Annotated in this window: 21 protein-coding genes; 6 read left to right on the top strand and 15 right to left on the bottom strand. The window is 64.9% G+C overall.

What is annotated here, in order from left to right; all coding sequences use genetic code 11:
• Nucleotides 1–201 precede the first annotated feature (201 nt).
• Nucleotides 202–1,731 carry a hypothetical protein gene (locus IT350_18270; GenBank protein ID MCC6160004.1) on the top strand — a complete coding sequence of 510 codons (1,530 nt, stop codon included), beginning with the start codon at nt 202–204 and terminating at the stop codon, nt 1,729–1,731.
• A 93-nt stretch (nt 1,732–1,824) separates the two neighbouring features.
• Here the strand turns inward: IT350_18270 and IT350_18265 are convergent, their stop codons facing one another.
• Complete coding sequence (locus tag IT350_18265) at nt 1,825–2,181, bottom strand: hypothetical protein (protein MCC6160003.1); 357 nt, start codon at nt 2,179–2,181, stop codon at nt 1,825–1,827.
• Between the two features lie 153 nt (nt 2,182–2,334).
• Nucleotides 2,335–3,489, bottom strand: coding sequence for an FAD-binding oxidoreductase (locus tag IT350_18260; GenBank protein MCC6160002.1), 1,155 nt, complete (start codon nt 3,487–3,489; stop codon nt 2,335–2,337).
• Nucleotides 3,490–3,619: 130 nt separating this feature from the next.
• On the opposite strand from IT350_18260, the gene IT350_18255 reads away from it, so the two are divergent.
• The gene (locus tag IT350_18255) at nt 3,620–4,717 is read left to right on the top strand and encodes a hypothetical protein (protein ID MCC6160001.1); all 1,098 of its coding nucleotides are present in this window, start codon (nt 3,620–3,622) and stop codon (nt 4,715–4,717) included.
• A gap of 21 nt (nt 4,718–4,738) precedes the next feature.
• On the opposite strand, the gene IT350_18250 is transcribed toward IT350_18255, so the two are convergent.
• The 3 genes from IT350_18250 to IT350_18240 all read right to left on the bottom strand — a co-directional run bounded on the left by IT350_18250 (nt 4,739) and on the right by IT350_18240 (nt 8,319).
• Nucleotides 4,739–4,954, bottom strand: a complete 216-nt coding sequence (locus tag IT350_18250; protein ID MCC6160000.1) for a DUF2283 domain-containing protein — start codon at nt 4,952–4,954, stop codon at nt 4,739–4,741.
• Between the two features lie 4 nt (nt 4,955–4,958).
• Complete coding sequence (locus IT350_18245; GenBank protein ID MCC6159999.1) at nt 4,959–6,302, bottom strand: radical SAM protein; 1,344 nt, start codon at nt 6,300–6,302, stop codon at nt 4,959–4,961.
• A 304-nt stretch (nt 6,303–6,606) separates the two neighbouring features.
• A complete protein-coding gene (locus IT350_18240) occupies nt 6,607–8,319 on the bottom strand; it encodes an OmpA family protein (protein ID MCC6159998.1) in 1,713 nt (570 codons plus the stop codon).
• Between the two features lie 241 nt (nt 8,320–8,560).
• Here IT350_18240 and IT350_18235 point away from each other — a divergent pair, with 241 nt between their 5' ends.
• Nucleotides 8,561–11,389: a PocR ligand-binding domain-containing protein gene (locus IT350_18235; GenBank protein ID MCC6159997.1), complete on the top strand. Its 2,829-nt coding sequence runs from the start codon at nt 8,561–8,563 to the stop codon at nt 11,387–11,389.
• Between the two features lie 90 nt (nt 11,390–11,479).
• Complete coding sequence (locus tag IT350_18230) at nt 11,480–11,851, top strand: hypothetical protein (protein MCC6159996.1); 372 nt, start codon at nt 11,480–11,482, stop codon at nt 11,849–11,851.
• Nucleotides 11,852–11,935: 84 nt separating this feature from the next.
• Here the strand turns inward: IT350_18230 and IT350_18225 are convergent, their stop codons facing one another.
• The 10 genes from IT350_18225 to IT350_18180 form a co-directional block, all read right to left on the bottom strand.
• Nucleotides 11,936–13,585, bottom strand: a complete 1,650-nt coding sequence (locus IT350_18225; GenBank protein ID MCC6159995.1) for a hypothetical protein — start codon at nt 13,583–13,585, stop codon at nt 11,936–11,938.
• 45 nt (nt 13,586–13,630) lie between these two features.
• Nucleotides 13,631–14,473, bottom strand: a complete 843-nt coding sequence (locus tag IT350_18220; GenBank protein MCC6159994.1) for a hypothetical protein — start codon at nt 14,471–14,473, stop codon at nt 13,631–13,633.
• 163 nt (nt 14,474–14,636) lie between these two features.
• A complete protein-coding gene (locus IT350_18215) occupies nt 14,637–15,038 on the bottom strand; it encodes a hypothetical protein (GenBank protein MCC6159993.1) in 402 nt (133 codons plus the stop codon).
• Between the two features lie 116 nt (nt 15,039–15,154).
• The gene (locus tag IT350_18210; GenBank protein MCC6159992.1) at nt 15,155–15,463 is read right to left on the bottom strand and encodes a type II toxin-antitoxin system HicA family toxin; all 309 of its coding nucleotides are present in this window, start codon (nt 15,461–15,463) and stop codon (nt 15,155–15,157) included.
• Nucleotides 15,375–15,581 carry a type II toxin-antitoxin system HicB family antitoxin gene (locus IT350_18205; GenBank protein ID MCC6159991.1) on the bottom strand — a complete coding sequence of 69 codons (207 nt, stop codon included), beginning with the start codon at nt 15,579–15,581 and terminating at the stop codon, nt 15,375–15,377. Before IT350_18205 ends, IT350_18210 begins: the two co-directional genes overlap by 89 nt.
• Nucleotides 15,582–15,651: 70 nt before the next feature.
• Nucleotides 15,652–16,836 carry a trypsin-like peptidase domain-containing protein gene (locus IT350_18200; protein ID MCC6159990.1) on the bottom strand — a complete coding sequence of 395 codons (1,185 nt, stop codon included), beginning with the start codon at nt 16,834–16,836 and terminating at the stop codon, nt 15,652–15,654.
• Between the two features lie 73 nt (nt 16,837–16,909).
• Nucleotides 16,910–17,668, bottom strand: a complete 759-nt coding sequence (locus tag IT350_18195; GenBank protein ID MCC6159989.1) for a hypothetical protein — start codon at nt 17,666–17,668, stop codon at nt 16,910–16,912.
• 101 nt (nt 17,669–17,769) lie between these two features.
• Nucleotides 17,770–18,297 carry a gamma carbonic anhydrase family protein gene (locus IT350_18190; protein ID MCC6159988.1) on the bottom strand — a complete coding sequence of 176 codons (528 nt, stop codon included), beginning with the start codon at nt 18,295–18,297 and terminating at the stop codon, nt 17,770–17,772.
• 106 nt (nt 18,298–18,403) lie between these two features.
• Nucleotides 18,404–19,585 (bottom strand): hypothetical protein, encoded by a 1,182-nt coding sequence (locus tag IT350_18185; protein MCC6159987.1) that lies wholly within the window; start codon nt 19,583–19,585, stop codon nt 18,404–18,406.
• 33 nt (nt 19,586–19,618) lie between these two features.
• The gene (locus IT350_18180) at nt 19,619–19,756 is read right to left on the bottom strand and encodes a hypothetical protein (protein MCC6159986.1); all 138 of its coding nucleotides are present in this window, start codon (nt 19,754–19,756) and stop codon (nt 19,619–19,621) included.
• Between the two features lie 137 nt (nt 19,757–19,893).
• On the opposite strand from IT350_18180, the gene IT350_18175 reads away from it, so the two are divergent.
• Nucleotides 19,894–23,259 (top strand): VCBS repeat-containing protein, encoded by a 3,366-nt coding sequence (locus tag IT350_18175; protein MCC6159985.1) that lies wholly within the window; start codon nt 19,894–19,896, stop codon nt 23,257–23,259.
• A gap of 61 nt (nt 23,260–23,320) precedes the next feature.
• Nucleotides 23,321–23,864: SDR family NAD(P)-dependent oxidoreductase (locus IT350_18170; protein MCC6159984.1), on the top strand; the 544-nt coding region annotated here is incomplete at its 3' end.

The following is a 23,864-nucleotide window of genomic DNA, read 5'->3' as shown; positions in this document are numbered from 1 at the left end:
GAAGGACGGTTTGCGCGATCATGGAATCACCTCGTTGGTGAAATCTGCGGAGCGTCTCAGCAACGCCATCCTACCGGATTCAACGAGGTTTTTTATTGCCGATCAAAATCAATCGCGGATTTGGGGCCCACCAACGTCGTTGGCATCGCACCGCACGCCCTGATAAGATTGTGGCTCGTTTCCACGGCGGAGTACCCGTTCATGAAGCTCTTGCGGATAATGTTCGTTCTCGCGTCGATGGTCTGCGCGTCGCCGGCGTGGGCGCAGGACGTCGATCCCGACCTGCTCGCCAAGGCGGAGACATACGACGACGAGATTCAGGCGCGGCACGTGCCCGCTTACGGCGGCATCGTCGATGTCATCTACAACGAATCGACCTGGGACACGGTCGCGTTCTACCAGGGCCAGGGCGACTCGACGATGTGGACCTCGACCTACGCGGTCACGCAGGCATTCCGCTATGCCGTGACCGGCGAGGACGAAGCCCGGCAAAACGTCGCGAAGGCGATCGAAACCCTGCGGAACCATCTTCTCGTCACGGGGCGACCGGGCTATGTGGGCCGCTACGTCGGCCCGCTTGCCGACGCCGCCTTCTGGATCGACGTGTCGGGCCTCGACTGGTTTCGTATCGGCGAGGGCGCGTGGCTCGGCACGTTTTGGCTGTCGAACAGCAGCTCCGACCAGCACGTCGGTTTCTTTTTTGCAATGGGGATGGTGCACGAACTCGTGGACGACCCCGGCATCCGCGCCATGATCGAGTCGATGGTGCGCGAGGTGATCGACGCGCTGATCGACCAGAACTGGTTTATCATCACCGAGGAAGGCATCCCCAGCACGGCCGCGCCGAACCTGAGCGGGTCCGAACGTTTGGCGTTCGCGCTGGTCGCCGCGCGGATTCTGGGCGATCAGAAATATTGGGACGAGTACGACCGGGTGTACGCGATCGAGGAACCCCTGCTGCCGCTGTCTTCCTGGGCCATCTACAACCGCTACAACGAATACTTCGCGATGAACCTGCGTCACGACAACTACATGACGCTCTTCCTGTTCGAGGAGGACCCCGACCGTCTGGCGTTCTATTTCGACGTGTTCGACCGCGTGGTGCGGTCGTATGCGGACGACGGCCACCAGACGTTTTTCGACTACGTGTACCTGCTCGGCTGCGAGCGCGCGGGGCGTTGCGAAAACTCCGAGGCGCTCATGCAGGACGGCGTCGCGCAGCTCGCCGCGTTCACCAATTGGCCGAACAACGACATCCACGTCGATCCCGGTCCGCCGCCGGGCGGCGTCGATCCGCTTTCGCAAGCGCTGACGGACATTCTCGCCGACCTGCCCGACTGGCTCGTCGATCTCATCGGACTCGACTTCGAGTTGCAGGCCGCGGATGGATATGACATGGAGCACCGCTGTCGTCGCGATTACACGTGGCAGCGGTCGCCGTACCTGATGACCTGCGCAGGCTATCTGCCGCAAAAACTCTACACGGGCAGCGACTATCTGATGGCCTACTGGCTGGGCCGCTTCACGGATTACCTGAATCCCAAGGATATCGATGCGCCGACCACGGACGATGACGCCGACGACGATGCGACCGACGATGACGTTGACGACGACACGTCGGATGATGATGACGCGAGCGACCATGACGCCGACGACGATGCGACCGATGACGACGTGTCGGACGCGGGTGACGGCGACGATGACGACTCGGGGTCGGGCTGCGGCTGCTGACGCCGGCGGACGGTGATCCCGGGCCCGGAGCCCGACGAAAAACGGGAAGCCGGCGAACCGGCTTCCCGCGTGGGATCGAACTGCCTCGGGAGCTTACTTCAGCTCGACCTTCGAGGCGCGCAGCATGTCGTCGTTGACCTTTTTGTAGCGCACGAGCACCACGGCGCCGGCGGTCAGGTCGGAGGCCGCGCCCGCGCCGCCTTCCTTCTTCACGATTTCAGTTTCCTTGGTGATGTAGATCTTCTTGGAGTCCTTGGCCGGGTCTCCGCCGTGCGGATAGACGTACAGGCGGCCGATCAGCCCGCCTTCCTTCGGCGTGTCGTAGTTTTCATACTTTTCGATCTTTCCAGCCATTTCAAACATGTTCATGCCCTTCTCGTACACCTGCGCGAACGCGACGGAAGCGACGAGAAGACCGGCCACGATGGTGAGAGCGAGCAACTTCTTCATGGCGATTCTCCTTGGTAGAGCGGTGAATCCAGAGCGAAAACCAACCTCGAACGAGGTCCGTTTTTCCGGCGTCAAGGCGATTTGGGTAACATTTTCACCCCCCGCCGTCAAGAAAATTCCCCGTTTCGGCCCAAGGCTGGACTCGCCCCGCTTTCAGACGTAGCGGGTCTCGGAAACGAAACCGGATCGGGCGAAACGCGCGGGTGACAGCGGCGTCAGGTCGAGCGCTGAACGGCCATGGGCGATCAGGTGAGCGAGATGGCGACCGACCGCCGGGGCGTGCATGAACCCGTGCCCCGAAAAACCCGCCGCGACGAACATCCCAGGGCGACCCGGAACCGCGCCGACGATGGGGTGCAGATCCGGTGTCATCTCGTAGAGCCCCGCCCAGCCGCCGGTGCGCCGCGCGCCCGCGACGAAGGGCGCGACCGTCGAGCCCGCGTCCAGCACGTCGGTCCACAGGTCGAGGTCCATGTCGAGAATGAACGAATGCGGCTCGTCCGCGCGCGGCATGCCCATCACAACGCCGCCGGTCTCGGGCCGCATCCAGAATCCCGTTGCGGTATCGATGACGAAAGGCAGGTCGCTCGGCGCATCGTCGGCCCGCGCGACAAAGCACACACGCCGCAGCGGACGGATCGGCAGATCGACCCCGACGCTCGCGGCCGGAGCCGGCGACCACACACCCGCGGCGATCACCACGTTTTGCGCCGTGATCCCGCCGCGATCCGTCTCGATCATCCACGCGGACCGTGCGGCATCGAAACGCAGCGCGCGCGCGGCGGTGGACATCGCCATCTCGACGCCGAGCCGCCGCGCGGCGGACGCGTAGCCCTGCACGACCGCGTGCGGATCGGTCACGCCGTCCACCGGGCACCACGCCGCGCCGCAAAGACGGGAGGAATCGAGAAAACCGAACCGCGCCGCGACATCCCTCGGTGAAAGCAGATCGGCCGGAACGCCGTGCGCACGCTGGCGTGCGTTGTTTTCGTGAAGTTCTCGCCACGCATGGTCTGTCGCCGCGAGAAACAGGTAGCCGATGGGTTCGTACGCCAGCGGCGCGCCGGTCTCGCGTTCGAAGTCGGCGAAGATCCGCATCGACTCGATCGAAAGTCGGATGTTGATGTCGGTGGAAAACTGCGCGCGCACGCCGCCCGCGCCGAGGCCCGTCGAGCCCGCGCCGTGCACGGCCTCACGCTCGACGAGCACGATGCCGCCTCGCCCCAATCGCGCCAGCGCGTGCGCGACGGAAAGCCCCACGCACCCGCCGCCGATGACGACCGTATCGGCCGGCCGACTTTCGCCCAACTTTGTCTCCCGCCTCGCCCAAAACGCACGCCGGGGTTTGCCGGGATGCGCGGGCGATCTAGTATGTCGGCCACATTGAACGAAATCGACCGCGCGAGGCAACCGCGCGGTCACGATCGGAAGGACGGCAATGGACGCGCCCATCACAGAGCATCGATTTCGCGTGCGCACGGACGGCGAGGACCGCGTGCTGACCGTCGCGCGCCCGCACACCCGCGTCGTCTCGTCCGAGTACTACTTCACCTACACGCGCACGGCGAACGTGAGCGTGCGCGAGCCGCTGCCCGGCGAGGAGATTCCCGAGGCGGCCGATCGTTTCGTGCCGCAGGCGTACGCGCCGCATCTCATCAAGATGGCGCGCGTCGATTTCGACGGCGCAACATCCGTAGATCCGTCGGCGATGGCGCGCCTCGTCGCGATGATCGCGGCGAAGTCCACGCAGTTTCCGCTGCTCGTGCTCGACGACCTGGGGAGCGAGAAGCCGCTGGAGTCGCTGATCGACGCCCTGCGTCCGTTGACCGAGCGCGACGACATGTATTTTTTCCTGCTGGTGCGTTCTCGCGAACTCCCCGGTGGGTTCGACGAAATCTTCGCGCGGCACCGCGACATCTTTTATTCGTCACGGAACCGGATCTATCTCAAGGCGCTGCTCGAGCATGACGGCGATGCCGCATCGAGCCTCGCGCGGATGCGGGCGCACCGCGAACGCGGCATCGACGCGGACCTGCTCGTGACGCTGATGCCCGGCGACGCCGCTCCCGAACTGCCCGATCTGTCGGAATTTCACCGCGTGCACTTCGACGACTACAGCGAACGCGACATCGTCGAGGGTCCCAACGTTTGGATCGACATTCGAGGGCGCGTCGAGCCCGCGACGTTGGTCGACGTCAATCGCGCGTGCCTCTCGCAGGGATTGCGTCGCGAGTTCCTGCAACCGTCGCTGCAACGCCTGTTCAACGGCTTCGCCACGCGACGCGCGGGCGGCATTCGGGGGACCATGGTGTTCGCGTTGGACGGCTCGGCGTACCTCGACGATCTTGGCGAGCGCGTGCGGCTGGGTTCGTGGCGGGACGAGTCGGCGGAAGAACTGCTCGCGCGCCAAAGCCCCGATTGCGGGTGCGGGGAAGACGGCGGCGATTGCGGCGAGCTGCGTTACTTCTGTTTGCGATCCGCGCCGGGCTGCGCGTACCTGCAAAGCGTGGTCACGGCGATGGCGAGAGCCGATTAAGGGTGTTTCGTCGGCACCGAATCAGACGGCGTCGGAAATCAGATTCCTGGCCGTAAACACTGCCAGATCCTCCCGCGAATTTTTCTCGGAAACTCCGACCACTTCAACGCCGATCAGGCGACCCGATGCGTCGAAGTCGAGCTGCACACCCGCTCCGGCTTCGGAGGTCCGCGCCACGGGAACCTCGGCGAGCGTGATATAGAGCGCGTCCACTTCCCGGTCAATCTCGATCTTCAATCTCTCACCCCATCAGCGAGCGCGTCGGGTGCGTGCCGTAGATGTCGATGCGCTCGGCCATGAGGATCTTGTTGTAGAAGTCGCCCATTTCGAAGTAGTCGCCCGCGTATTTCGCCAGGTCGAGCATCTCCTCGTAACGCATTTCCTCGGTGTCGGCGCGACGCAGAAGCATGCCCTCGTCGGTGGCGAAGGACAGGCCGTGGTGAACGGCGTTGCGGTACAGGTCGGTGTTGGGGAACGGGCGCAGCACGTGGACCGTGTACACGTTCGCGCCCAGCGTCTTGGCGAACTCGAACGTGCGCATGATCGCGTCGCGGTCGTCGCCGGGCAGGCCGACGATCAGGTTGATGAGCGTCTTGATGCCCGCCTCCTTAATCCACGCGTGCGACTTCTCGACCTGCTGCTCGTTCACCCCTTTGGCCATCGCCTTCACGGTCGCCTTTGTGATCGTTTCGAGGCCGAGGTTGAGAATGTAGAATCCCGCCGCCTTCATTTCGGCGAGCAGCTCGGGATTCACGCTGTCGAAGCGCGCGTTGCTTTGCAGGGCCACGTCGGGCATTTCGTCGCGGAACGCGCGCAGCAGCGGCAGCGACTTTTTCGGGTGGATCGAGAACGTGTCGTCGAAGAAGACGAATTCGCGCAGGCCCGCCTCGTAGATCACCCGCGCCTCCGCGACGATGCGATCGACGCCCGAAAGGCGCAGCTCGCCCTGATACACCTCGCGCGCGGCGCAGAACCCGCACTTCATGTGGCAGCCGCGGGCTGTGAGCAGAGAACCGACCTTGTAGCGGGTCAGGTCGTACACGCCCTCGGTGAGGTATGGAGAAGGCAGCGCGTCGAGATCGGGGACGAGCGCGCGGTCGCGGTTGTTGCGCGCGCGGCCGTCGGGACCGCGCCAGGTCACGCCGGCGATGCCCGCCCAGTCGAGGCGCGTCGCGCCGCCCGCCGCTTCCATGCGCCGGACGATTTCGAGCAGCGTGGCCTCGCCCTCGTGGCGCACGCACGCGTCGAGCTCGGGCACGCCCTCAATGATGCGGTGGGGAATCGACGACGGCCACGATCCGCCCATCACCGTGACGCACTCGGGCGACACCTCCTTGGCGATTTTGGCGATCTTCGCGGACGAGCGCAGGTTGGAGTAATGCACCGACATTCCGACGAGGCTGGGGCGCGTTTTTTCGATGTGGGCGCGCAGGGCGCCGAGACTCATGCGGTTATTGGCGAGATCGAGGACTTCGGCCGCGATGCCGTGTTCGCGCAGGTACGCGGCCAGATACCCCACGCCAAGCGGCGTGTACGGCGAGGGAAACGGATGGACGATGTAGGGATTGATGAGAAGGACGGCCATGCGCGGCGATCCGGAAACGAACGTCGCCGTCGGGGCGCCCGCCTCGTCGAGACGGGACGGCCCCGGCGCGCGCCGCCGTCGCTTACTCGCGATCCTCGTAGGGCTCAGGATTGTACGGAAGCATGCCTGGCACCTCCTGAAGGGTCCTCGATGGTCGAACATCAAATTCGTATCAGAACGGGCGCGGTCCCGCAAGGAGATCGGTCCGTCTTGTGACGTGCGCGGCAAAACGGTCCAGTGCGGTGCGCCAAACAGCGACCGGCCGCCCCGGTACGGAGCGGCCGGCCACGAAGATGCGGGGCGATCACTGCTCGGTGATGACGATCTCGATGCGATCGTTCATCTTCATTCCCAACTCCGTGTCGGGAGCGGCGACGGGGAAATCCGCCCCGTATCCGCGGAAGATGACGCGATCCGGCGATACCCCCGCGCCGACGATCGCCTCGCGAACGACCTGGGCGCGGCGCGTCGAGAGCCACTGGTTGAACTGCGGATTGCCGCCGAAGGTGACGTGGCCCTGCACCTCGACCTTGATTTTCGGGTAATCGGCCATCACGGCGGCGATGTCGCGGATGTACGCCTCGTCGGTTGCGCCAAGCCGGTCCTTGTCGTCGCCCGTCCACGCGAACGACGCGGGCACCCAGACGAACGCATCGGTCAGCACGACGCCCGACGGCTTCTTGGCGAGCACGATCTCGGGCACGCCGTCCCAGTCCATGATGTCGTTGTCGGTCTCGAGTTCGAGCGGCGCGCCGTCGAGATTGTCGGGGACGCGATCCTCGTCCGTATCCACGGAGGTCGGCGACGTCTTGTACTGCTTGACTTCGACGCCGTCGACGAGCGTGTCGCCATCGGTGTCCTTGTTCAGCGGATCGGTGACGTGAACCTTGACCTCCTCGAAGTCGTAGAGCGCGTCGCGATCCGTGTCTTTTTGCAGCGGATCCGTCTTGTACGTGTTGACCTCCTCGCCGTCCTTCAAGCCGTCGCTGTCGGTGTCGGGATCGAGGGGGTTGGTCATGTATTTCTTGCTCTCGGCGTAGTTCGAGAGGCCGTCCTTGTCGGTGTCGTGATCCGGGCTGTCGAGCGGAATCCCGGCCACGCCGCCTTCCTTTGGGAGCCGCCGGTCAATCTTCGGATAGGTGAACGCGACACCCAGGAACGCGCGACCTGTGGGATTTCCCATACCCGAGTTGATACCCGCCGCGCCGCCCGCCGTGAACACCATCGGGCCCGCGTAGAATTTGCCCGCGAGCAGCGCCTCGGTCGGCACCTCGGCCTCGAGTTCCTCGACGCCGTAGTCGACCGTGTGGCCGTAGATCTCGCCGATCACATCCACTGCACGATGCAGATGCACCGACACGCCCGCGCCGAATTGCGCCTGCCCCGCCGGGTCGAAACCCTCGTCCGCGCCATCGGCGTCGCCCATGACCAGATAGCCGCCGTTGAGCACGATGTTCACGCGGTCCCATCGCTTTGAGATTACCAGACGCCCGCCGGCATTGACGGCTTCGGAACCCGAATAGACCTCGGCCTTGCCGGTCGGAAACGTCGCGAGCGGCACGATCGCAAGACCGACCGAATCCGGCTTATTGCGAAGAACGGTGAACTTCATCATCGCGCGCACGTCGCCGAAGCCGCTGTCGGCCTCGAACTCGCTCTCGGGAAAGTCGGGGTTGAGCGGCGCGTCGAGGTCGCGCCCGGCGACCCACACGCTCGACGCCGCGACGCCGATCGTCCACCAGTCGAAGGCGCCGGCGAACGCGGCGAATTCGCCCGTCACCTGCGTGTCGATGACGCGCAGATCCGTGTTGTCCGGAAACGTGAACAAGAGCGGGTTCGACGCATAGTTGCCGGTGAGCGAGGCGCCGAACTGCCCTTGTTTCAGGCCGTTCGCCTCGTAGAGCATCACGAGGTTTTCCGTGCCGATGCCCGGCTTGAAATTCTGCACGTCGATCGCGCCGGCGGAAACCGGGATGGCGATCGCCAACGCGACCATCAGCACACGAATCGCTTTCACGGCGTCCTCCGCGCCCTTCGTCGGACTTGTCGGCTTGGTGTTTCGGATGGTTTCCCCCGCGCGGGCGCGAGGGTTGTCGATCTTAGGGGCCGCGTTTCGGGACTGTCAAGGAACCGCGCGCAATCGCGGCATCGGCGTGAAAACGCGGCCGGGACTCATGCCGGGCGGGGAAAAAACCGATATTGAAATTACGGGGTTTGTTCCGCCTTTTTTTGCCGTTTGCATTGGCCGTGAGGTGTGCGTGCGATACCGCCTGAAAGATCTGGTGGAAATTCCACGTCTTCAGGAGTTGACGGACCATCTTTACGCGGCCGCCGGCATCCCCTCGGCCATTATCGCGTCGGACGGCGAAATCCTGACCGGTTCGGGATGGCAGCGAATTTGCACCGACTTCCATCGCCGCCATCCCGACATCGCGCGTCAGTGCATCGAGAGCGATTTCGCGATTCGCGAGCGCCTCGAGGCGGGCGATCCATTCGTCGTTTACACCTGCCCACAGGGCCTGACCGACGCCTCCGTCCCCATCGTCATCGACGGCGAACATCTGGCGAACGCCTTCGTGGGGCAACTGTTCACGAAATCCCCCGATGCCGCCGTCGAGGCGCGTTTCCGCGAAAACGCCCGCGAGTTCGGTCTCGACGAAGACGTCTACATCAAGGCGTTCCGCGAGATCCCGGTGATCGGACCTGAAAAGTTCCGCCCCGCTCTGCTCTTTCTGGCGCACCTTGCCCGCATGGTCGCCGAGCTCGGATTGCAGCGGAAACGTGAAATCGAAACGACTGATCGTTTGCGACGGAGCGAGGAACGCGCGGAGTCCATTCTCGCCGCGTTGCCCGACCTCATGTTCCGCATTTCGCGCGAGGGCGTTCATCTCGATTTTCACGCGCCGGATTCCGATCGGCTGTACCTGAGACCCGACGAGTTTTTGGGAAAGAACGTTCGTGAAACGCTGCCCGCGAAGGTGGCCGACGCCTTCATGGCGAACGTCGGCGCGGTGCTCGAACGGGGGGAATCGCGCTCGTTCGAATACGAGCTGACGTTCGGTGGCGACGACGTGCGCTCGTTCGAAGCCCGGATGGTGCGTGCCGGGGACGACGAAGCCCTGGTCATCGTTCGCGAAATCACCGCTCGCGTTCGCGCCGAGGCGGCGCTGCGCGAAAGCGAGTCCCGATTCCGCACGCTCGCCGACGCGGGGCGTGTCCTGATCTGGACTTCGGGTCTCGACAAGAAGTGCGACTATTTCAATCAGACGTGGATGCGCTTCACGGGCCGGACTCTGGACCAGGAACTCGGCGACGGCTGGGCCGATGGCGTCCATCCCGAGGACCTGGAGCGGTGCGTCGGAACCTACGTCTCGTTATTCGACCGACGACAACCGTTCAGCATGGAGTACCGACTGAGAAATGCGCGGGGCGAGTATCGCTGGATTCTCGACGACGGCACGCCTCGCTACGACTCGAACGGAAGGTTTCTCGGCTACATCGGTCATTGCATGGACATCCACGACCGCAAGGTCGCGGAAAAGTCGTTGCTCGAAAGCGAGGCGTTGCTCCGTCAGGCGCAGGAGGCCGCGCAGCTCGGCCATTACGTTTTTGATGTCGGGACCGGCCAATGGACATGTTCCGAGGCGCTGGACACCGTCTTCGGCATCGCAGCGGATCACCGCAAAACAATCGAGGGCTGGCTCGACATCGTTCATCCCGACGACCGCGAGATGATGGCCGTTTATTTTCGCGACGAGGTGCTGGGGAATCGACAGCGCTTCGACAAAATCTATCGGATCGTTCGAAAGTCCGACGGGAGCACACACTGGGTTCGCGGCGAGGGCGACCTGAGTTTCAATTCCGCCGGCACGCCCGCGACCATGTTCGGGATCATCCGGAACGTCACGCGCGACGTCGAGGCTGACCGCCGGGCCGAGCGGCTTCAAGACCAGCTCCAGCAGGCCATCAAACTCGAAGCCGTCGGCCGCCTGGCCGGCGGCGTGGCGCACGACTTCAACAACCTGCTCACCATCATCGGCGGAAACGCCGACCTGCTGATGTCGGATTCGCCCCCCGGCACCCCGGTGCCGGACGAGCTGTCCGAGATCAAGAAGGCCGCGGAGCGCGCCGCTTCGCTGACCGCGCAGCTTCTCGCCTTCAGCCGCAAGCAGATGATGGCCCCGCGCGTGGTGGACATCAACGAGCTCGTCGCCGGCTCCACGAGGATGCTCAAGCGGTTGATCGGCGAGGACATCGAACTGTTCTTCGCCCCATGCGCCGAATCGGGAAAGGTCAAGGTCGATCCCCACCAGATGGAGCAGGTCTTCGTGAATCTCGCGGTGAACGCCCGCGACGCCATGCCCCGGGGCGGCGTGCTGCGCGTCGAAACAGGCGTGGCGACTGTTGATGACGATTATGCGAGCAGCCATCTCGACGCGGCGCCCGGTACCTACGTCCGGCTCGGCGTCGCCGACACCGGAATCGGCATCGGCCCGGAGATTCTCCCGCACGTGTTCGAACCGTTCTTCACGACCAAGGGCCAAGGCAGCGGCACGGGGCTGGGGTTGTCGATGGTGTATGGGGTTGTCCGACAGAATGGAGGATTCGTCGAGGTCGAATCGGAACTCGGCGTCGGAACGACGTTTCGTGTGTATCTGCCGCTCGTGGCGGAGGAAGGGGCCGCATCGCCTTCGGCGGAATTGAAGCGACCGCTGGGATCCGAGTCGATCCTGCTCGTTGAGGACGAAGACCCCGTCCGCACGCTGGCCCGGAAGTTTCTGGAGCGGCTGGGGTACCGCGTCGTCGATTTTCGGCGACCCGCCGATGCGCTCGAGTGGGTTCGCGTTGGGGAGGGGCGATTCGATCTGCTGCTCACCGACGTCATCATGCCCGAGATGAACGGACGACAACTCCACGACGCACTGTCCGCGCTTCGTCCGGACCTGCCCGTGCTGTTCATGTCGGGGTACACCGGCGACACCATCGCGCGGCACGGCGTTCTCGAGGAAGGAACGGATTTTCTGCAAAAGCCGTTCACGCTCGACCAACTCGCCCACGCGCTTCGCGACGCCCTTGCCGCGCGGTAACGTCTTCGCGGATCAAACTTCCTCGCGTCGCGTTGTGAAAGCGCGCCGAATCGGCCAAAATGGGCTTCTTCGACCATGTGGGGTGTGCTCATGCCGATCATCCGGGTCGAGATCGCGAATATGGAAGACGCCGATCTGAGTGCCGACCTGCTTCGCCATCTTCAGGATTCCTTCGTGGCGGCGTTCGGTTCGGAGCGACGGTACGTGGACGTACGCGTCGCGGCGTTCGGACCCTCCCGGTTTCTCGGTCAATACGAACCCGGCGACGGCCCGATCTACGTCGAGGTCACGATGCATACGCTGCCGGAGATCAACAAACGTCGGGAGGCGGTGGCGGCGTTTTCCACATCGGCGGCCGCCGCACTGGGCCGTGATGTGAGCGCCGTGAACCTCGTCCTGAACGAGGCGCCCAAGGATCGATTCGCTTACGGTGGATCGCTGCTGTGCGATCTGAGCAACTGAGGGCCATCGGCCCGGACCTCGCGCCCGCATCATGAAAAAGGCCGGTCGCGGGACCGGCCTTTGTTTCGAGATGGGAGAATCGGATCAGAACGTCACGCCGGCCCGCATCTGCATCGTGAAGATGTTTTCCTTGTCGCCGTAAACGTCCTGGAAGTATCCGCCGAGCCACGCGTAGCCGAACTGCACGCCCGTGGTGAAGTGGTCCCACGCGGTGCTGGAAATATCGAGATCAAGCTCGGTGCCCAGGTCGTGCGCGGCGTCCTCGCCGTTCTCGCCCTTCCAGCTCTCGTTGATCCAGCTCTGGATCACGTTGGCTTCGATCCGCAGTTCCTGAAACGGCTGGATGTAGCCGCCGACCTTCGCGTAGATGCCGTTCTTCACCGCACCGCCCATCAGCACTTCCCAGATGATGAGATCGACGTCGTAATCCGGGTCCATGGGGAAGGTGTAGACCTTCTTGCCGAACGCGGCCTGGTTTTCGACGACCGCGTTGATGAAGTCGATGCTGTTTTCCGGCGCGTCCTCGTCGGCGTCCTTCTGCGCGGCGGCGACCGCGATGGCCGCGGCGGCGGTCGGGTCGAACTCCGTCTCCTGATTCGGGTCGGCCGGGCTCGAGAAGCCGAACTCCGCGCCCGTGCCCCAGCTCCGCGTTTCGAACTTCATGCGCGCGGCGTCGACATAGGCCGACACCTCGATCTTACCGCCACCCTCGCCGATCGGAAGTCCCGCTTCCTCGATTTCGTCGAGGGTCTCGTCGTCGATCTGCGTGAACGAGCCCTGCACGGCGATGGCTTCGTTTTCGATCGAGAACCCGCCGAGCTTGAGCTTGAGCCACAGGTCGTAAACGAACACGCGGGCGTTGGTGGACATTTGCCGGCGGTGCACCGTGTACAGGCCGCCGTTCAGCACGTTCGCCGGATCGCCGCCGAGCTTGATGTCGCGCAGGTACTGCACGAAACCGAATTCGTGCACGTCGTTGTCGCCGGTCTTGTAATCGCCCTCGAGCACGCGGTCATACAGCAGCACGGGAATGTAGGGGCCGATCTTCGTGCCGAACAGGATGCGGTCGTAGGTGTCGCCGTAATTCTTGTCGAGACCCTGCCAACCGAACTCGGTCTTGGTCGGCAGGCCGTCGTTCGAAAACACGCCCATGCCGAATTGCGACGGCATGCGGCCGAAGCGCATGAAGCCGACATTGGGGAGCAGGATCTCGGCCCAGAAGCGAGACATCTCGATCGAGGGCACCTCGTCGCCGCTGTTCCGGTTGTACGCGTAGTAACCCGCGTTCGACGACGCGCTGCTCGAAAAGACGTTGCCGCGATACAGGCGCGCCGCGTCGAATTCCACGGTCTCGATCTTCTCGGTGTTGGCCGGGTTGCGCGTCACGTGCACCTGCGGAATCACGGCCTGCGTGTTGTTGCCGAAAGTCACGTTGCGAAGGGCGTCGATCTGCGTCTTGAGGACGATGTTGTCGTTGACGGTGATCGTCGGCAGCAGCAGCACGCGCTGGTCGAAATACGACCACCAGTCGCTGTCCTCGTTGTCTTCGCCGTCGCGGTAGTCCTCATTGAAGCGCCAACCCGTATTGAACGTGTTGTCGTAGCGAACCCGGTAGTATCCCGAAAGATCCACCGACACGCCGGGGTCTTTCGCGGTCTCGGGCTCCGCGGCGAACGCGGGACCGGCCAGGAGCAGCAGCGCGACCATCACCGGCGCGATGAACCACAAACGCATCGTCAGTCCTCCACATCCCCGCCCGGCTCGCACCGGCGCGCGGAATCAATAGCGATAATGGATCGACACGGCGCCGTGAATGCCGCCGCCGTCTCCGGAAATCTCTTTTTCCACCCAGTGCCATTCGTCGGCGTCGTCGCGGACGAGCACCGCCTCGATCGTGTCCATCGGCACCACGTCATACGTCGCGGCAACGGCGAGGATCAAACTCTCGCGAAGCGCCACATCGAGCCCGATGCCGGCGTGAGCGGACGGAGCCCAATCGGACCTCGCGAATTCGCGCGATTCCTTTAGCCAGCGCCGCGGCTCGGGCGCGTTGCCCGCTTCGTCGGAGTCGGGCTCGGGCAGCGTCTCGCTGTCGAAGTTGGGATTTCGGGCCTGATCGAACAGATCCTTGCCGAAGATCCGCGTGGAGACGTAATGCACGCCGCCGCCCGCGAACACGTTCGGCCGCCAGCGACCGTCGTTGTTGAAGCTCCACTTCGCCGTGGCGAGCAACGGCACGTCGACGCGGTCCATGATGATGTCCACATCCTGGTTCGGCGCCCACGACAGCCACAACCAGCGCACGTCACCGTGCAGCGACAGTCCCCAGCTCCAGCCGTAATGGCATTCCAGCCCCGGCGCGATCAGCCGGTCGGGCCGGTTCCACGTGTAGAACTGGTTGCGGTCCGCGCCGACCGAATGCTCGATTCCCACGAGGTCGCGGCCCCATGCGTTGTCCGTCATGGTCGCGCCCCACATTTCGGAATCGAGCGGGTATTGATAGTCGATGACGGCACCGATTCCCGCAAACGTGTCGGCGGACGCGGGGACGGCGAAACATGCGAACGCAACGCCGAACGCGACCGTCGCCGTCCACGCACACCGCGTCCCCCGTCGCTTCATCCTTCGCGCTCCACGACCGTCAGTCCTGAAAAGAAAAAGCCCGCAAAGAGGCGCGGACTGTATCACCCGCAAAAAACGGGTGTCAAGCGCGATCGGCCTTGAAAACACGGTCGATTCGCACTTGATCGCCCGTTCAAAACACTGGGCGTCGCGACGCGTTATTTCAGCATTTCGTTGCGTCTGACTGGAACGCTTCCTCGCAGGCCGCGTAGTCGGCGTCCGCCGTGTCCGCGCCGCACTCGACGGCGTTGATGCAGTCGATGTTCTCGGCGTAGAACGCCATCACGCACTCGTTCGCATCGGCCTGACCCTGGCGAGCCGAACACAGTTCCCCGATCGTCGCCTCGTCGTACATCGCCACCTGACATCCCTCGGGACCGTACAGGCGCGAAAAGGCTTCGACGCAGTCTTCCAGCGACACGTCGGGGCCGGTGTCGGCGTCGTCATCGGCCTCGGAGTCTTCCTCTTCCTCGTCGTCGTCATCGTCGCCGCAAGCGACGAATGTGGCCGCGAGGCCGGTGGCGAGGACGCACAGCAAAACCGGAAACGCGAAACGATGGCTCATCGGGACGACTCCGTGAACGGGTGGCGGAATTGGCGGATTTGGCCGCCGGGCGCGGCGATTGTCAAGCGGCGCTTTGCGTCACTTGCCGCGCGTGACGGGCCGGAACTTCGCGCCGATCACAACGCGGCGAGAAATTCGTCCACCGTCAGTCCTGATTGGCGAATGATGGCCCGAAGCGTCCCCCGATCCAGAACCTTGTGATGGGGGACCGTGACCATGGTCGGCGGCTCGTCGCGCCTGAGGATGATATGGCTGCCGGTCTGGCGCCGAAATCGAAATCCGTTTTTTTGCAGCGTGCGAACGCGTCTTGCCCCGACACAACGGGGAGTGGAGGGCTCATACCGCGACGACCAGCGTGTCGAAACGCTCCTCCGGAACCGGGAGGCCGTCCTCGCGCAGAACCTCGACGTACGCCGCGATGGCATCGCGCACGTTCGCCAGCGCCTCGTCCCGGCTTTGCCCCTGAGAAACGCACCCGGGCAGCGACGGGACCTCGACCACCCAGAATCCGTCCTCGCCGCGAGTCATCACGACCTGCCGCATCGACGCTCTCCATCCCGGTTCGCATTCATGATAACCGGCGCCTCGAAAAAACCAATCGCCCGTTCGTGCGTCACTTGCCGCGCGTGACGGGCCGGAACTTCGCGCCGACCGAAGCGCCGCGCCGCGTGAGATCAAGATCGATCCATTGGCCGACCTCGACCGCGGTGATGCGCCGGGATGCCTCGCGGGCGTTTTGCACCGCCTCGCCGTTGACCGCGACGATGACGTCGCCGCGCTGCACGCCCGCCTGCGCGGCGGGTCCGTTCGCATCGAGCGAGACGACCATGGCGCCGGTCGTCGAATTCGCGCCGAATTTTTTTGCGAGGGCGGGGTTGAGGTCCGCGAGTCCGAGTCCCGGATACCCGCGCGTCACGCGCCCGTTTTTCGCGAGCGTGGGCAGCAGATCCTTCACGAGATTCGACGGGATCGCGAACCCGATGCCCTGCGCGCCCGCGATGATGGCGGTGTTGATGCCGACCACGTCGCCGTGCAGGTCCATCAGCGGCCCGCCCGAGTTGCCCGGGTTGATCTGCGCGCTCGTCTGCAAGTAGTCCTCGTACAGCCCGCGGCGGCTGCCCGCCGAGAGCACGCGGTTTTTCGCGGAGATCACGCCGGTCGTGATCGTGTAGTCGAGCCCGAAGGGATTGCCGATCGCGACGACGATCTCGCCGCGCTCCACGCGGTCGGAATCGGTGAGCCGAAGGTAGGGCAACTTGTCGTCGGAATCGACCTTGAGCAGCGCGAGGTCGGCGACCGGATCGACGCCGATCACGCGCGCGGCGTGGGCTTCGGAGTTTTCGTGCAGATACACGTGCACGTCGTCGGCCTTGGCCACCACGTGCGCGTTGGTCAGCAAGAAGCCGTCCTCGCTGATGAAGAAGCCCGTGCCCAGCGACGTGGCCTGCATGTCGTAATCGGGGACGGGCACGCGAAAGAAGCCCAGCGGGTCGCCGATGCCCACGCGCAGGTCGGTGGTGGTGAAGATGCTGACGATGGCCGGATTCACGCGTTCGGCGATCTCGACATAGGTGCGCGAATCGACCGCCACGGGCTTGCCGCCGCTTCTCCCCGCGTCGGTCCAGGGCTTCGCGGGCGCGTTCGCCCCCAGACCCCGCGCCTGCGTCGTCGCGCCGCCCGTCGGCGTGGTCTGGCCTCCGCCGCCCGGAGAGCCGGAGCTGCTGGTCGTGATCGAAAAACACGCGCTCGCCGCCAACGCGATCGCGGCGCAGCCCAGGATCGTCATCCATCGCTTCATGCCGAACTCCCGCAATTCCCGGCGCTTTCCACCATCATGAATCCATCAAACGCAATCGGCCCGGCGTGCCGCTTCAGTGATGCGGGCCTTTATCGTCGTCGTCGTCGTCATCGTCGTCATCCAGGTCTTCGACCTCGTCGAGGCCATCGAGATCGTCAAGGCCGTCGAGATCATCCTCATCGATCGGACGCACGTCATAGACGATCTGCACGAGCTCGACATCGAACCACTCGCGAAACATTTCCACGCTCTCGCACTTCGGCGGCTCGACCTCCTGTCCGCCGAAAAACGGCAGCAGCTCGTTCTCGAACAGCACGTCATAACTCTCGCGGAGCCACTCCTCGAAGTTCTCCCGGTGCACCGCGTACGAAATCAGATACGCCGACTTCCCCCATGCTTCGGGATCCGTCGTGAAGTCGGTTTCGGGCATCGTGCGCGCCCACGCGATGGCCGGCGCGCGCGGCGTGATGACGATCAGACACGCCTCGATGTCCTCCGGTTCCTCGGCGGGAACGGGAATTTCATCGAGCTCGGCGGCCATTTCCTCGCTGATGCGGTCCTTGTTTCGCAGGACGAAATCTTCCGCCAGCGTTCGGCGAACGCGATTCGAAACCCGCTCCAGTCCGTCGGAAATCGCGTCGTGCCGCTCGATCTGCTCGCCGATCAACTCGTCGAGCATCTGGAGTTCCTCTTCCGTTCCGCGGATCGTGATGCCGTCCGACCGACGTTGCCCCTGGCGCAGAAGCCGTTCGAGCCGCGTGTCGAGCACCAGATGCTTCTTGAGAAACGTCACGTCTTCGTGCGTCAGAACGATTTCGAGCGGCCCCGGCATGATGCACCCCATCGACGCGTGTGGTCGGATGCCGCGTCGTTGTTTCGGATGGGTTCACGATAGGCGCGGTGCGCGAAAATGTCGATTGCCGGGCGGGAGAATCAGGGTTCCTGCAGCTCGCGATGCTGCTCGGCGCGCTCGCGGTAGTGGGCCGCGGTCACGGGGAAGTGAAAGAGCTCGCCCTCGTCCGGGCCAAGCGTCTTTTTCACTTTGGCGGGCATGCCGACGACGAGGGAGCGCGGCGGCACGATCATGTTTTCGAGCACCACCGCGCCCGCGGCGACGATCGATCCCTCGCCGATCACCGCGTTGTCCATGATGACCGCGCCCATGCCGATGAGGCATCGATCGCCGATCGTGCAGCCGTGCAGGATGACGCGGTGGCCCACCGTCACCTCGTCGCCGATCGTGAGCGTCGAGCGCCCGCCGGTCATGTGCAGCATCGACAGGTCCTGGATGTTCGTGCGCCGGCCGATCGTCACCGCGCCCTCGTCGCCGCGGATCACGGTGTTGTACCAGACGCTCGATCCTTCGCCGATTGTCACGTTGCCGATCACGACCGCACCCGGCGCGACGAAGACGTCGGCGGCCAGGTGCGGTTTCTTGCCCTGAAATGGCCGGATGAACATGGCGTCCCGCCGTGTGGCACGGTCACGGACGACCGTGTGAAAACCGAACAGGCGAGGGCGCCTGTTCCACATGTGGCACAGCCGGGGGCGGCTGTGCCGTTTTCGCCTAATGTCCCCGCGACGCCGGCGGATCGAGTTCGTCTTCCCTCGCGCGCAGTTCGGGATCGCCCTCGACGCCCGGGTCGAGGCCGATGGTCTTCGTCTCGAACCAGCTTTCGCCGGTCTTCTGCTTCAGTTTCGCTTCCGTCTCGGCGATCAGGGCCTTGGTGCGTTCGGCGCGCTTGAAGCGCGGATCGTCCTTTGGGAATTCGGCGAGCGGGTCTTTGCCGCCCGCCTGCTGCACCAGCTTCTCCCACAGGTTCTTCTGGCGCTTGAGCGTCGATTCGTCGCGTTCGCGATTGCCGCGGTCCTGAAACGTCATCACGCCGTTGTTGATGCGGATCGTGACGAGCGAAAGCGCCCGTCCGCGGTTCCCCGCGCGAAGAATGTTCGGGGGACCGGTTTCGTTTTGCCCCGAGGCGAACATCGACTTCGACTCGGTGTGACCGTCGATCATAAAGGGGATCTCGGGCACGGCCGCGCGGAATGCGTCGGTCTCGTCCTTCTCCATATGGCCGATCACGACGATCAGGTCGGCCTTGCCGGCGAGTTTCGCCGCTTCGGCCTTGGCCGCGGCGACGCCGTCCGTGATCCGGAACTTGCGGCCCGAGTATTCCGGCGGTGTCGGCGCGACGTCTTCACCGGCGTCCTCTCCGCCTTCCCCCTGAATGACTTTCAGGATCTCCTCGGCCTGCGCCTTGCCCTTGTCGTCCTTGGCCGCCTGCGCCATCTGCTCGCGCAGTTTCGCCATGCGCATCTTGCGCGCCGCCGCGCCGCCGTTCGATTGCTGCTCCGCCCAGATTTTCGCGTCGAAATCCACGTTGGCGGGCGTGCCCGCGAATGCCTTGGGACCAAGAACCCCGACGAGGCCGATCTTCATGCCGGCGTGTTCGACCACGCGGCTCGCCGGAAAGATCGACGCACCCGTTTCGGCGTCCACCATGTTCGCGGCAATCATGGGCACGGACTTGCCGAACTCCACGAGCGCGTCGAGCGTGGGATACACGTCCAGCTCTCCGGGTACGACGGCGTCGAACTCGGCCTTGGCGTACACCTCACGGATAAACGCCGCGCGCTTCTCCAGATCTTCCGGCGCGCGGGTTCGTCGCTTCGCGGGAGGATAGAGCGTGTCGCCGGCGTCGATCGCCAGGAGCGGCCCGCCTTGCCGCTCCCTCTGCAGGATCGTCACGAGTCTGGCCAGACCGCCAGACGGCTTGGACGGTCACCCACACGGGGCGATTTCGCCCCAGCGATCCATTCCGATGAGAAAGCGGACGGTTTGTTCCTTCGGCGTCCGGGCGCACGCGATGGCCATCGCGACCGCGAGCAACAAGAGCGCCGAAATTCGTGCTCGGCTCATGAGCCGTCTCCGTGAAAAATCGCGTCATTGTAGTCAGGGCCGGTCCGAGCGCAAGGAGCGCGGCCAAGGCATTTTGACACGCCCGTGGAACGTCGGTAACTTGGCCGCGCGCGTTCCCGACAAGTTCCGGAGTGAAGATGACGAAACGGCGCATCATCGCCGCGGGGATTTGGTTCGTGCTCATCGCCGGCGCGGCGTTCGCCTCGAATCCCAACTGGCCCAACGGCCCGGACGACGACCCGCGCGACGCGCCGCCCGACGACCTGAACGGCGCGTGGGAACTCATCAGCTACACCCCCGACGACGTGCTCGACACGATCCGCCCCGAGGAACTCGGCTTGCCGTCCGGCATCAGCGCCGACCGCGCGTGGCAGGTCACGATCGGCCGCCCCGATATCGTGATCGCCGTCATGGATTCCGGCATTTATTGGGACGACTCGGAGCTGATCGACAAGCTGCTGCTCAACGCGGGCGAGCTGCCGCTGCCGGAAGGCGCCGAGGTCTACGACACGAACGGCGACGGCACGGTCAACGTCCGCGACTACGACGGCGATTCGCGCGTGTACGACGCCAACGGCAACAACCGAACGGACCCGGGCGACTTCATCCGCATCTTCTCGGACGGCGTGGACGACGACGGCAACGGGTACATCGACGATATCTGCGGCTGGGATTTTTTCTGGAACGACACCGACGCCGAGGACGAAACCCGCGCGGGCCACGGGCGCGGCGAGATGCGCTGGTCCGCGGGCAAGGCCAACAACGGCGGCGGAGGACTCGGTACGTGCCCGCGCTGCATGATCCTGCCGCTGCGCGTTTCCGACGACTTCGCGGGCAACGTCGTGCACGTGGATGAAGCGGCCGTGTATGCGGTGGACAACGGCGTGAGCGTGCTCCAGCACGCCAACGGCACCGTGAACGCCACCGACGCCACGCGCGCCGCGGTGGATTACGCCTACGAGTCGGGCGTCGCGTGGATCGGCGCGATGAACGACGAAAACAGCATGCACAACAACTACCCGAGCGCCCTGCCCCGCATCGTGAACGTCAAGGCCGTCGTCCACGACACGCAAAGCCGCTCCGACGCCACGAGCTTCCTGCGTCACAACAACTGCTCGGGCTACGGACCGCGCACGACCGTCTCGGCGTCGCACGGCTCGTGCTCCAGCGGCGCGACGGGCATCACGTCGGGCGTTGCGGGGCTGCTGTACTCGCGCGCCCGGGATCTCGAACTCGATCCGCCTATATCGCCCAACGAGATCAAACAGCTCCTCTCGATGACGGCGGACGACATCGACATCCCCGAATCGATGACCGACCCCGAACTCATGCCCAGCCAGCCGGGGTGGGAGTGGTCCTTCGGCTACGGTCGGGTGAATGCGCGCTCCGCCGTCGATCGCGTCGGCGAGCAGACCATGCCGCCCGAGGCCGAGATCGTCTCGCCCACCTGGTTCGACTATTTCGATCCGCTCACCTCGCCAACGATTGACGTCCGCGGTTTCGCCGACGCGGCACGAGCGAACTCGTTTGCGTGGGAACTCCAGGTCGCGCCGGGCGCGGAGCCGCTCGCGGACGAATTCTCGTCGCTGTGCTCGGAAGACGGCCTGACGCTCGCGGTGGACGGCGCGTTGTGCACGGTGAACGCCTCCGCGCTGGGCGTGGATGCCGAGGCGGACCCGACGGACAAGAACCGCTACAGCTTCACGCTGCGTCTCGTGGTCACGGACAACCTGGGCAATGTGGGCGAGGACCGAAAAATCGCGTACCTGCGTCGCGATCCCGATACCCTGCCGTCGTTCCCGAAGTTCCTCGGCTCGTCGCTCGAAAGTTCGGTGCAGCTCGCCGACCTCGACGGCGACGGCGCGTACGAGATTGTCGCGGCCGGCAGCGACGGCACCGTGCACGCGTTTCGCGGCGACGGGTCCGAAGCCGTCGGCTGGCCCGTGCGCACGCCGCGCCGCGAATACCTCGACGCGGACCTCGCGTCGAATCATCTCGGGGCGCCCGCTTATGCCGGGGGGGATGTGTCCGACGACTTCCGTCACTCGGTCATGGGCGCGCCGGCGGTGGGGTATCTCGATCACAACGACGATTTGCCAAGCGTGGTCGTGACGACCATGGACGGCGCGATCTGCGCGTGGGACGGTGCGGGCGTGCCTCGCGCGGGATTCCCGGTGTACTTCGACCCGCAATACGTGAACGCGCGCGCCGTGCGCGAGCGGCTGGAGTACGGCGCGTTTTCGGCGCCGGTGCTGGCCGATCTCGACGGCGACGAGGAATTCGAGATCATCGTCGCGGCGATGGACCGCTACCTCTATGTCTGGCGCGAGAACGGCCAAATGCTGCCGGGCTTCCCCGTGCGTGTGAACGATCCCGAGGGCACGGCCCCCGCGCGCATCGTGTCCACACCGGCGGTGGGCGACCTGGACGGCGACGGCACGCTCGAAATCGTCGTCGGCACCAACGAGCGCGACGACAATCTCGGTCGTACCTACGCGATCCATCACGATGGCAACCTGAATCCCGACGGACCTTTCGTGGCCGGCTGGCCCGTGCGTTTCGAGTCGCCCGCCATCATCCTGCTGCCCTACGTCGGCGAGGGCACGCCGACGAGCCCCGTATTGGCCGATCTCGACGGTGACGGCACGCTCGAGGTCGCCACCAATTCCGGCGTCTCGATGCCGATGCTCTACGGCCACGATGGAACGCTCGAAAACATCTTCCTCACGCTTCCCTTCGGACCCGGTTCGGACTCGGTCGATTTCCTCGGCGCGGTCGCGATGAATTTCCTCGCATTCGGAAACCTCGACAGTCACCCGCGACCGGAGCTGTTGTCCTCCGGCGCATCGCTGGGCTTCGGCCTCGCGCTCGCCGACGGCGGCGTGCGATATCCCTTCGACGCGGTCGTTTATGCGTTCAATACCGGCGCGCTCAAATTCATCCTCCCCGACTTTCCGCGCGCGGGCGAAGACTGGTTCTTTCTCAACGCGCCGTCCGTCGTCGATCTGACCGGCGATGGCGACGCCGAGATCATCATCGGCTCCGGCGGCTATATGATCCACGCGTGGGACCGTCACGGCGACGAGCCGCCCGGCTGGCCGAAATTCACGGGGGGCTGGAACGTGGCGTCGCCGTCGGTGGGCGATGTGGACGGAGACGGCGACCTCGATGTCGTCGTCGGGACGCGCGAGGGCTGGCTTTATGCATGGGGCACGACCGCGAGCGCCGCGACGCCGATCGAGTCCAAGGGTTTCCACCACGACGAACGAAATACCGGCAATTATCACACGCCCATTCCGACGCAGGACGGTCCGGCTACGACTACGACGGTGACGACCTCAACGACGACCACGACGACGTATCCGCCCGGCGACGACGACACGACGGATGACGACAACGCGGCGGACGACGACGCGGCCGATGACGACACGGAGCCGACGCCCGGCCCGACCTACATGACCGACGACGAAGTGTTCGAACGAACCGCCTGCTGCGGCGGCTAGAAGAACGATCCCCAGGCGCCGGATCGCCCATCGATCGCGGCGTCGCTTTCGAGGCGCAACCATGTTCCGCCCGCGACTGCGGCTCGACGGCAGAACGGCGCTCGTCACCGGCGCGGCGTCCGGACTCGGCCGGCGACTGGCGACCGATCTGTTCCACACGCACCGCTGCCGTTTGATCCTCGTCGATCGCGACGAGGCCGGATTGCATTCGCTCGCCGCCGAACTGGAAGGCCAAACGACGCCCGGAAATGGCCCGCGCGTCACGTGGCTGACGGCGGACACGACCGACGACGACGCTCTGCGCCGTCTCGCCGAGCACCCGGGAACGTCGGCCCTCGACATCCTCGTCAACTGCGCGGGCGTGCTCTACGCGGGGCCCTTCGAGTCCATGCCGCTGGGCGCATTCGAGCGCGTGATCGACATCAATCTGATGGGCACGGTGCGCGTGACGCGCGCGCTGTTGCCGAATCTCTTACGAGGCGTCGATCCCGTTCTCGTCAACGTCGCGTCCGCCGCGGGCCTCGCCGGCGCGCCGGGCATGTGCGCCTATGCCACGTCGAAATTCGGCGTCGTCGGGTTTTCCGAATCCCTGCGCGCGGAGCTCG

It is taken from the genome of Deltaproteobacteria bacterium, from assembly GCA_020845895.1.
In the GTDB taxonomy this organism is placed as follows: domain Bacteria; phylum Lernaellota; class Lernaellaia; order JACKCT01; family JACKCT01; genus JADLEX01.
The sequence above is the reverse complement of the archived record's forward strand: the minus strand, read 5'-3'. Positions and strand labels throughout refer to the sequence as shown.